Origin of the sequence: Ruegeria sp. HKCCA5491 (assembly GCF_013034565.1) — a bacterium.
In the GTDB taxonomy this organism is placed as follows: domain Bacteria; phylum Pseudomonadota; class Alphaproteobacteria; order Rhodobacterales; family Rhodobacteraceae; genus Ruegeria.
This window is the reverse complement of record NZ_WQGG01000002.1, coordinates 213,618-223,697: the sequence shown is the minus strand read 5'-3', so window position 1 is coordinate 223,697 and position 10,080 is coordinate 213,618. Positions and strand designations below refer to the sequence as shown.

13 protein-coding genes are annotated in these 10,080 nt (G+C 52.1%); 2 read left to right on the top strand and 11 right to left on the bottom strand.

Features of this window, described 5'->3' with window-relative positions; translation table 11 throughout:
* Positions 1–113: 113 nt before the first annotated feature.
* From GOV88_RS04850 to GOV88_RS04840, 3 genes are all read right to left on the bottom strand, one after another.
* The gene (locus GOV88_RS04850) at positions 114–632 is read right to left on the bottom strand and encodes a hypothetical protein (RefSeq protein WP_171239702.1); all 519 of its coding nucleotides are present in this window, start codon (positions 630–632) and stop codon (positions 114–116) included.
* 548 nt (positions 633–1,180) lie between these two features.
* Positions 1,181–1,606 (bottom strand): hypothetical protein, encoded by a 426-nt coding sequence (locus GOV88_RS04845; protein ID WP_171239701.1) that lies wholly within the window; start codon positions 1,604–1,606, stop codon positions 1,181–1,183.
* A 111-nt stretch (positions 1,607–1,717) separates the two neighbouring features.
* Positions 1,718–1,954: a hypothetical protein gene (locus GOV88_RS04840; RefSeq protein WP_171239700.1), complete on the bottom strand. Its 237-nt coding sequence runs from the start codon at positions 1,952–1,954 to the stop codon at positions 1,718–1,720.
* Between the two features lie 393 nt (positions 1,955–2,347).
* On the opposite strand from GOV88_RS04840, the gene GOV88_RS04835 reads away from it, so the two are divergent.
* Together GOV88_RS04835 and GOV88_RS04830 are read left to right on the top strand one after the other, a co-directional pair.
* Entirely contained in the window at positions 2,348–2,593 is a 246-nt protein-coding gene (locus GOV88_RS04835; protein ID WP_170696005.1) for a hypothetical protein, read from the top strand.
* On the top strand, positions 2,586–2,918 hold the full coding sequence (locus tag GOV88_RS04830; protein WP_171239699.1) for a hypothetical protein: 333 nt from the start codon (positions 2,586–2,588) through the stop codon (positions 2,916–2,918). The genes GOV88_RS04835 and GOV88_RS04830 overlap by 8 nt, the downstream gene beginning before the upstream one ends.
* Before the next feature lie 553 nt (positions 2,919–3,471).
* Here GOV88_RS04830 and GOV88_RS04825 read toward each other — a convergent pair.
* From GOV88_RS04825 to GOV88_RS04790, 8 genes are all read right to left on the bottom strand, one after another.
* Positions 3,472–3,825 carry a hypothetical protein gene (locus GOV88_RS04825; RefSeq protein ID WP_171239698.1) on the bottom strand — a complete coding sequence of 118 codons (354 nt, stop codon included), beginning with the start codon at positions 3,823–3,825 and terminating at the stop codon, positions 3,472–3,474.
* A gap of 705 nt (positions 3,826–4,530) precedes the next feature.
* Complete coding sequence (locus GOV88_RS04820) at positions 4,531–4,761, bottom strand: hypothetical protein (protein WP_171239697.1); 231 nt, start codon at positions 4,759–4,761, stop codon at positions 4,531–4,533.
* Between the two features lie 65 nt (positions 4,762–4,826).
* Positions 4,827–5,351, bottom strand: a complete 525-nt coding sequence (locus GOV88_RS04815; protein WP_171239696.1) for a hypothetical protein — start codon at positions 5,349–5,351, stop codon at positions 4,827–4,829.
* Entirely contained in the window at positions 5,351–6,169 is an 819-nt protein-coding gene (locus GOV88_RS04810; RefSeq protein WP_171239695.1) for a hypothetical protein, read from the bottom strand. Before GOV88_RS04810 ends, GOV88_RS04815 begins: the two co-directional genes overlap by 1 nt.
* Positions 6,166–6,948, bottom strand: a complete 783-nt coding sequence (locus GOV88_RS04805; protein ID WP_171239694.1) for a terminase large subunit domain-containing protein — start codon at positions 6,946–6,948, stop codon at positions 6,166–6,168. The genes GOV88_RS04810 and GOV88_RS04805 overlap by 4 nt, the downstream gene beginning before the upstream one ends.
* 55 nt (positions 6,949–7,003) lie before the next feature.
* Positions 7,004–7,414: a hypothetical protein gene (locus GOV88_RS04800; protein WP_171239693.1), complete on the bottom strand. Its 411-nt coding sequence runs from the start codon at positions 7,412–7,414 to the stop codon at positions 7,004–7,006.
* 227 nt (positions 7,415–7,641) lie between these two features.
* Positions 7,642–8,763: an alanine racemase gene (locus tag GOV88_RS04795; RefSeq protein WP_171239692.1), complete on the bottom strand. Its 1,122-nt coding sequence runs from the start codon at positions 8,761–8,763 to the stop codon at positions 7,642–7,644.
* Positions 8,760–10,007, bottom strand: a complete 1,248-nt coding sequence (locus GOV88_RS04790) for a D-arabinono-1,4-lactone oxidase (RefSeq protein WP_171239691.1) — start codon at positions 10,005–10,007, stop codon at positions 8,760–8,762. The genes GOV88_RS04795 and GOV88_RS04790 overlap by 4 nt, the downstream gene beginning before the upstream one ends.
* Positions 10,008–10,080: the final 73 nt, after the last annotated feature.

The window sequence follows — 10,080 nt, the reverse complement described above, 5'->3', positions numbered from 1 at the left end:
AACACTGGCATCTACATTGGTCAGGGTGGGACGATGAGCGTCATGCAATGGCGAACAATGAACCCTGGTTGCCTGTTTTGCTGGAGTGGGCCTCAATAGCACAGTTTTTGAATTCAGCTTTCAACGCCTGTTTCATTTGTCGGATGCTCACGGCTTTCTACGCGACTTTCTGCATTATCCCGCATCTCATCAATCAATTCTTTAACGTAGTCTAGCATCATGTAGTTGGCGTTATCATAGCCCTTAAACACGCCGCCGTGGTCGCCCAGAATAGCCAATGCCGTACCTTCGCTCCATTTGAGTTCCGCCGGAGCTTTAAGCGTTACTTCAATATATCCGAAGCAAGTTCCACCTGAGCGACCACTGTTAATAAATACATCGAAGACAAAGTGGGCGGGAGCGTCCTTCTCCCGGACTTCGTAGCCAAGATTCCCAAGTTTATCTTCTGCATATGTTTGCACCTCGCCAATGTTTGTCCAGCATCCTTCCGTTGCACCGTCCGTTACTTCCACCTTAACCGATTGGAGGTTTTCTGGATTGACGATTTCTGAATAGGTCCAAGGTTCAGCGATAGCTGTCGAATTACTAGCGGTCATGACTACAGCAAACGCAATCGGTAAAAACTTTTTCATTGTATTCCTCAGCAATTCACAAACTAGACGTGACAACGAAATGGGCTCAATGGATCGGGGACGACACACCACCGAGTTTCGGGGGAAGTCGGCAGTGTGCGCCCCCTGATGCTGCTGCGTACCCCCTCGTGAACAAACTCAACGCTCCAACAAATCAACAACATCGGGGTGAGAAGTAGTTAGTTGAAGAAAATAGTCATATGAATATGGGTCAACTGTTTGTTATTTTGCGCCAAATTAACTCTCTGGAGAAAAACAATCCGCAGGAGTTATTTTGATTTGATCCTTTCCATCAAAACGGACGTACTAACTTTTGTCCCCAACCCCATTCGGGACCTATTCGTGAGTGACTGCACCTCGCCTTCGTGCGGGGTGCAGCCTCTTTTTGAAATCCAGCTTTCGACATGACGCGTATTACCTACAGTTTCAGCTTCCCCCTGAAACCCTACGTGGTCTGACTCGCCCCGCCTCAGCGCGGGGTTCTTTTTTCCCACGGCAAACCATTTATTTTGTTCGTAATGCGGCTGGAATTTCGAGAATTTGTCGTGTCATACGTTGTTAGTGCATTGGTTATTGTTGCGCCAAATCTGAGTCAAACCGTCACGCCCAACAAAGTAACCGTGGCCGTAGTAAACACCTTTCCAGCCCCAACTTTTGCACATCGCCACCATTTCATCGATTAGCGGTCGCTCCAATACGGTGTGTACCGTTGGAACGTACAGTACTTCAGTTACTATTCGGCCTGAACTGCTGTCGAAGTCGATGACTTTTCCGACCACGTTTTGGGTGGGTTGCTCATAGTTGGTAGTCTCGCACCCGGCCAAAAGTCCTACAGCCGCTGGAATACATAGCATCCTTGCTACAACAGCAAAATTCATCACTAACAAACTCCACCAATTTTTTTCGTGAGGGAACCATTCGCGATGGACATAAGTGCATTTGGTGAACCGGATTAACGATTGCTTGCCAAACATTTGTTAGTTTTTGTCATTCGTCGCCTTCAACGGTGACCGACTGTACCTGAGACTTCAGGTTCTATTGGCAAGGTGCGTTTAGGAAGTACATTCTGGTGTTTACTCAGCCATTCAATTACGGCGACGCTTGGCAATCCTCACAAGAAACCCAATCACGACACCTACAACCAGAATTACAATTCCTTGGTCGATCGCATCACCTGAGTTTGTTGTTGCTAAATACCTTTTCGAAGCAGCAAGGTTTTCTTCGGCCCCCGGAAATTGCGAAGCTACAAATAAGCCCATCGCAATTCTAAGGCATCCGAGCAGAACTGCCAGCCAAGCAACTACCGAAGCAAGTCTAATCATTTTTGCCGCCTATCATTCTTCTAGCGTTCCCATCAGCTTCGAAGTGAGTAGCGCGTGTAGTCAACCGAAAACTAACTATGACCGATCGGCCCGCGTAGTTCTGGTTCTGTCGGCAGTGCATGATCAGGTGGTTCGACGCCATGTTCGTTCAGCCACTCGAAGATTGCCGCCCAATCATCCTGCAAACTTGGAGCGCTGCGGTACTCGCGTAGGCTTTCCAGTTTGCATCGTAGATCGAAGGGGATTGTGCGTGGCCACTTTTTCATAGCTGTATGTTCTAATTTCGTTCTATCACCTGTCAATTGGCATCGGCGAGCAAAATCTTGGCTCTAATTCGCAAGACCCTGTACATCGAACAGTTTATGTCGCCTTTCGCTACGAAGGGATCATTATATGTTTTTCATAACCTTGGCTCGTATTGCCGCATGGGTTGGCCTTGTTTTGGCGCTGGGACTATTGGCCTCATTAGACGAAGTTCTGAGCCGGAGCCCGAGTTTAGCGGACGATGTCAGCTACATGACTCAAAAAGTGATAAAACCAATCCTTAGCCTTGTTGCTACTTCAATCTTGCTTGGTGCAGTCGGAGAAATCGGCAAGATGGTCTCGGACTTCAAAAAGAGAGAGCCTAAAGATGTTTAAAGCAACTTTGACAGCTTGTGCCGCGACAGCACTGGCTACTGCAGCTACTGCTCAAGCATATCCTGACGATGAAGGGCCAATCACCATCGCGGGTATGTGTCTGCTTTCAGAAACACTCATAGATATCGATGAACTTCCCGCTGAACAAAACGAAGTGAACAAGTTTCTGAGCTGGGAGGTGTATTATATTTTGCGGGCTGTAGAAAACCCAGACTATTATTTTGAACTCTTTGAAAATCAAGCCGCTAATGCCGATGAATTTTTTAAATTATCAAAACAACGAATGGCCGACTGTCTAAAGCCTTTGACGCAACAGTCGCCCTGACCAATCAGGGCCACAATCCCTTAAAATTGCCAGCCAGCAATTTTCGTTACTTGCACGAACTAACTGTGTACAGATCCGCCTGCATGAACCTTCCGTCGTCATGAATATACTTTGAGTTGTGCGCAGCAATAACAACAGGACTTCCGACTTCGAGGTTTTGGGCTTGCACCTGATACATTATGTGCGGAATGGTTATAAATCCAAAACAGTCTAAAGCGTAGATTTCGGCACGCATTTTGCTACATGGTAAAGTATACGAAGGTAGGGGTCCTTTGGTAACGACCACAAAGTCGTCTGCGAAAACGATTTCAGCATTGTAGTGTTTAATACCATTTGGAGACGTTCGTGCTTCGAGTGCGCATATAGTTGCGTCAGCCAGCGCAGTACTGGCGACGACAGTGAGAACTGAGCACAAAACGATGGTGCTTTTTCTTTGATTAATCATTCTTCGCGATTTTCTTTTGCTCTGTGAGTTTCTTTCGCTTTCGGTTTCAATCGTTAGCCTGTTCCTCAAAATCCACTAAGCACGTGTTACTCCCGATTTAAAAATGTCTCATTTCAACCCGTAGAATAGGTATTCAGGGTCATTTTTTGATTTGTAGACATGTAAAAGATGGTCGCGTTCTTTGCTGTGAGCATGCAAATAGGAGTCGTAGATCGCTTTTGCGTCATGCTCTTTTAGCTCTTTGATGAAACTCGCTGCAATGTCCATTAGCGCTTCGCGGCTCCTTGTCTTCGGCTCATCCAAGGTTCCTAGTCCAGCGTCTTCCTTACCCATTTCACGCGCGCAGACTTTGGCTTCAGCCACATCACTCCGGTAACGTTCTTCAATGATTTGGCCTCCCCGAAGGTACATTTGGACAACAAAGATAATTGAAATGGCAGCAATGAAGATGAAGATTTCCACTTTGTCTATCCTTCGACTTGAACAATTAACTGAAAGACCGCGGAAAATTTCGTTTCTCTAAGCGTCAACTCCACGGCAAACTCCAGATAGTGGCGCGCGGTCGTCGGTCCGTGTGATTTTCTGCCTAAGTGTTATGCCCACTTGCCAACTTTTACATTGATACCAAACTCCTAAAGCCGCCTAATTTATGGATCGCAATACATTTGAACGTCCCTAACATTTGGTGCATCCGAACTTAGAACACGTCGCGCTTCAGCTTTGCCAACTCACGTTCAATTTCCGAGATCTGCACTTACGTCGGCGCTCAGACGATATCCACTGCACGTTGGGCCGCTGAAGGAGCGCATACATCGGTTTGACTATGGGCGTCACGCAATCCCAGAAGCCCGAAGCCCTGCAGCATATCTTCGTGCGTAGTCGCCTCCACGCAGATTAATGCACCCAACCGCAGACTAACCTATGAGTGCATTTTGGCCAAATCTCGACTAGGTCAGTGTGAGCGACCTGTTTAGACGTCACTCACAGATTCCGCGCTTAGAATCAACAGTGTGAGTGACGCGAACGACGCGAACGACCTTATGTAAACATTTACCTGAGCCTAGTTCGTAACTGTTCGCAACCTACCGTGGGAGGGTCTATCCCCTGACATTCCCTGCCACATCGGTTGGAGGTCGCTCACACTCCAGAACTATTCCGTAAAACCGCCTAAGCAACGTCTAGTTGTGGATGTGCGACTGCGTCCGGCCATCCCCGATCACGCTGTTTGATTGCCCAAAGCCTGACGATGTCAGCGTCAAAGCCTGCCAAGGTCGCGACCAGAACCATGTCCTGCCCAAAGCACAACCACCTGCGCGCCGCATAGATCAGATCGCTACGTTCGCGCGGCGCAGTCGCGTATGTATGCCCGAGTGCATCAGTGACCTGAAGGAACAGCACACGCTGAAACAGGTATTGCTCCGGACTAAGGTGTGACGGGACTTCGGTGCTGTAGCTTTTCCGAATTACACCCTCCGTGCCAACAACGCCGCCATTGCCAGCGCCAAAACGGTATCGTCATGACTATTGCCAGCGGCTTCCATTTTCGTGTGCCGACCATGAGGTTTGCGCACAAAGTTCTGCATTTCGGCCATAAGGACAGACCGACCAGGACAGTCTTGAGGAACGACCAATTCGCGGTGATACATCATTTGCTGAAGCCCACCGATCAGGCCAGCTTTTGACGCAACAACACGGCCTTTAACGATATGGGGCTTTGCCTGCCCGCCGCTTATGACGATAGGAACAACAGCGTGCAGACCGGAGGTGTCGACAAACTCCGCAAACGACTGCCCTGTTCCACCGCTGTCGTATGCCCAGTGCGAAACGCGGTCCACATCGGGTTGAAGCATGTCTGCCATATCCCGAAACGACGTCTGAAGGGGCAACTGCCGCACCAACTCGACCACCCAGATATCATCCTCAAGCCTAAGCTGCACATGGGCCGTCGGGTCCGCTTTCTGGCCGATATCCGTAGCCGCAATACGCATCAGACCAAGGTGAACTTTGCCGCCGCACGCCGCCGTTCCTCGGGGTGCATACCGCCATAGATATTGGACCCTGGCGGCTGATAGTCCGCTGAAGGTCGACACATATCGGCTGCCAAAAGCGTAAACATAACAGCCGACGCGGTGACCTCATCGGCTGATAGGGACAACAGCGCCTCGCCATCCGCATTGGCCGCTTTTTTCATAAGACTTTCAGCCGCCGACATACTGGTCCGGATATCCTTACGATCCATAAGCGGAGGATCTCCGTCGACGAAATCATCGAAGGACATGACAATCCTGTCAGGCACATAGGGGCGGCTGTATCGAAGTGCTTGCGCAGGATCTTTTGCAACACGCCCATCAAAGTGCGAGATCAACCACTTTGCACCCACCGCTGTCGTCGCCGATTGCGCCTGTCTCGTGTTCACCAGCGCATTGTCAGTGCCCGCATTCAACATGATCGCGGTGATATTGGTCTGACCATCACGCAGGGGTTCTAGCAATTCCGCCGATGCCGGAGCCTGACTGACATCTAGTAAGATAATCACGGGCATATGTTCCCGCGTCAAAACCTCGTCTCGCCATGCCTGCCGGTCCGCTTTGATCCAACCGCGCAGGGCCGCATGATCTTTCGCCGCGAACCAGCATTTCTGCACCGCCACCACCTGTGGATCTAGCCACGTTTGCCAATCGTCTTGCGTCTCGTCCCAGAACACGTCAGCAACCATACAGACCAAAGGCTGGTTAGGCTGGCCACCTGACACCGCATAGATACGGCCCCACATACGATCTCGTTTGATCTGTCTGCGTCGTCTCATATCCGTGGCCACCCCATTGATCGACGTTTGTCGTTGTCCTCGTCCTGCTGAAGTTTCCGGAAACGCTGTTCCAATGCCGTCTCCTGCGCAGGGATATCCTCGCCCTCGACCTTCAGATCCACATCGGGGGCAAACATTGCGTCCAACGCACCCGCGTCGAATACACTGCTGGCAGACGCAACAAATTCAGCATCCAATTCCTGACGGGCCAATGCAGGGCCGAGACGACCGCGTATTTCCTTAATCACATCGGGGTTGAAGTGCGCCACGTCGTCCGCCGCAATACGCATGAACTGAACGCCGTCCTGAGACGACATATCATAAACAATGCCTGACGGTCCGTTTGGGGAGGAGATTGCAATAAACCGCCCGCCTGTCGACCCAACCATCGGCAAGATCGCCGGATAAATCTCAGGTTTGCAAAAGCACAATTCATCCCCGATCAGGAGGTCCGCCGTATGCCCGCGCAGGGTTGAGGATCTATCCCCGTGCAAGACTGTCACTGTCGATTGATTTGGAAGTGTCAGCCCTTCCTTCACCCTTTTGACTTCCGCATCGCTGCCGATCAACGCGTCATGTATTTTGTCGGCCAGAAGGCTCGACTGTCTGAAGCTAGGGGCAACCAGAACAATTCTGTATCCCGGTCGCGTCAATGCCCGGTGTGCCGCCAGTGCGCCCGAGATTACGGACTTTCCGCATTGCCGAGCGGCAACGACCACCAAACGCTGACTTTCTGATCGCATGATTTGCTGTTGCCACGGCTCCAAATCGAAGCCCAACGCCGTCTCCGCCCAGTGAACAGGATCGGCTACCTGGCCAGATTCCAGAACCGCTTTAGTTCGCGCGAGTGTTTGGAGTGCGCTTTCCAGAAGGTTTCGTTGTTTGGCTGACCGCTTCATGCAGTAAGTCCCTTTCCGATGTGACACGCGCGTTTTCAGTCCGCAGGCGTTCAACCTCCGAAGTCAGGTCTGCAATCATCGCCTGAAGCGCAGACACGACTTCCTTCATTTCCGCGTCTTTGATCAGGTCGGTAGATGCAACACGATCCAGCACCATGCGCGCCGCAGTCATGTCCTGATCAACGTCAAGACGTTCCTCAATCGCCGCCAATGCTTTTGGGGCTAACCGCTGTATGCCTTCCCATACGCCGGGATTGAGGCCCAACGCAGGCCCACGTTTGCCCTTTTTGGCCGCTGCAACCGTCCGAGGATCGCCCTTTTTGAAGGATGTTGAGTTTTTCGTCATAGGTGCCGTTATTTTCCCGTAAACGCCGCCGATACTCCCGATATTTTTAACATAATACCAAAGTACCGTATACGGAAATACGGAATACTTACCGAAACAGATTCAGATAAACGCATATTTTATTGAGATATCCGCGGGACTGTAACTCCCTCGCGGAGACGCACGCCTGGTTCGATTCCAGGGTCGCCCACCATCTTCTTCAGATGGTGAAAAAGTTCAACAGGCCGTTAATTCGGCAGGCATTGCCATTCATCCACCACCTGCCCCCCTTTCAAAACCAAAAGCGGCCCGAACTGATTCAGTACCGCCTCGCTTTGCGTTGGTCGCAATAGGGCGATGTCCCCAGGTATCGCGCTGGAATCCAAGGGACCGGTCCATACTTCCTGATTGCTTGATCGGCCGAAAATCGACGAATAGGAAAAACCGTCTGGGAACACGGGCTGTCCCAGAAAATGCCCGCCAAATATCGCCAAGTCCGTCTTCCATCTGGGCAGAAAGTCCAAACCCGGCAATGCGTTGCCCTGTATCACCTTCAGGATTGGCGAGGCGATAAAGGCCGCTGGTTGAAATGCTGCCGTCGTCGGGTGGTCAAAGTCCGTGGGCTTGACCAGAACGGACCCAAAGGCGACCTCATTTGCGGCGCTGCCAGCAGCATAGGACTGGAACGTCAGGCTGCCCCCTGTATTCAGGCAAAGCCCCTCACCCGCATTTGGCAGCCCTACTATTGCACGTTGGAATGCGCTTGCGCTGGACCGCATGGCGCGGGATTTCAGAACATGCGGCAGCTTGGCCAGATGCGCCTCATACCCCATGACCCCGGCCAACGTCGCATAGGGATGGCTGCCAATACGTTGCGCGATCTGAGGAATGTCTTCAGGACGCAACCCGCCCCGGTGTAGGCCGATATCAACCTCAAGCGACAGACGAAGCCGAAGATTGAGAGCTTGGGCCAACCCCAGATAGGCATCCAGATTTTCAGCCGTGTCGATGAGCCATTGGACACGTTCCGCCGCGGTCGGGTTCTTTTTCAGTACACGTGCCGCCGAACTGATTGGCAAAGGCTTACCGATCAAATGGTCAGTATCAGGCTCTGCGTCCAGCAGCGTCGACAACATAGGCTCGGAGAAGGTCATGAGCCCTGATGCCGGAACTTTCGCCCGAATGTGATCCAGCAACGGCAGACATGGGAGGGATTTGGCCACAAGACGGCTTGCCAAGCCCTGAGCAGCCAAACTAACCGCCAGAGAACAATTAGCGTCGAGCCGATCAAGATCGACCACGGCCACTGGTTTATCCACCCCATAGTCACGCAGCGCTGCGGACAAGTTTTGTAGGTATTCCGCCGTCATGGTCGGAACAGTTTGTTCAAAGCGGACGTAAGAAACTTTCCGTTTGGGTCCAATTGCTCTCTCACCGCGCAGAAACGGTCGAAGTCGGGATACAGGCGCGAAAGTTCTTTATACGTCAAACTATGGATCTTACCCCAGTGCGGGCGCCCTCCGGCCTCAAGGAGTATTGGCTCGATGTCGGCAAAGTAACGCGTGTGATCTTCGGCGGCGTCGGTATGAATCGCAACCGAAACACGCGGGCCACCCTGAAACGGAGAAATGCAGGCCGTATCGCCCGCGGTGTGCCTGACCTCAATCGGAAAATATATGTCCGGATGGTCACGGTGCAGACGCGTGAACACATCCCTAAGCACATCCCCGGCGACATCGGGCGGCAGGTGATACTCCATCTCATTGAACCGAATGTGGCGATCACTGCATAGCACGCGCCAGCTTTCGCCGACGTAATCCTCATCCGACTGGGCCAGAGTCAGCAGCTTAAGTAGCGCACTGCGCAGACCGCTGCTGTAGCGTCCTGCGTTTCTAGCCAGCTTCAGCACCTTGACCGCAATCATGTCCAGATCGCGCGGGGCCTTGGTCTCGGGCGCGTCTGTCATTTCATGGCAAATCTCAACGGCCTTTCCGGTGAAGGGGATGTAGAAAAACTCAAAATTCCGAAACTCCGCCCATTTTTGGTGCATGCTGGCAATCGTTTCTTCAAGCGGTACCAAGGTTACACGACGACGCAGGCTATACTTCGGAATTACGGCGATTTGCGCGTCGGTCAGTACGCCAAGTAACCCAAGCGAGACCTGAGCCATCTCAAGGGGGATATCCTCGGTCGACAGGATGTCTCCACATGCCCCGACAAAACTGGCCGCGGTGATTTCGGCGGAAATGCAGGGTAATTCCCGGCCGGTTCCGTGTGTTGCGGTCGCGGCCGCACCCGCCAGCGATTGCGCGTTGATGTCCCCAAGGTTGCGAAAGGCCAACCCGTGATCGGCCAACGCCGGAGAAAGATCGCGCAAACGCGCGTTGGCGTTTACCCAGACACGGTCTTCGCTGACCTGTCCCAATGTCGGTAAATTCAAGTTGGACAAATCCAGAATGCGATCCGCACCAGCCACGATCGGCGTAAAGGAATGCCCCGCACCAACAACGCGCATACCGTCAGGTTGTGCGACAGCGTGTTGCAGTTCGGCAAGGGTAGAAGGGCGCAATATGGGTGCGCTTGAGCTTTGGCCACCTGCCCAGTTGGTCCACATCTGCAATCTCCTCCCAATTGAAGGATTGCAGCACATCGACCCCAAAACAAGTCAGGTTTCCAGCAGGTTACCC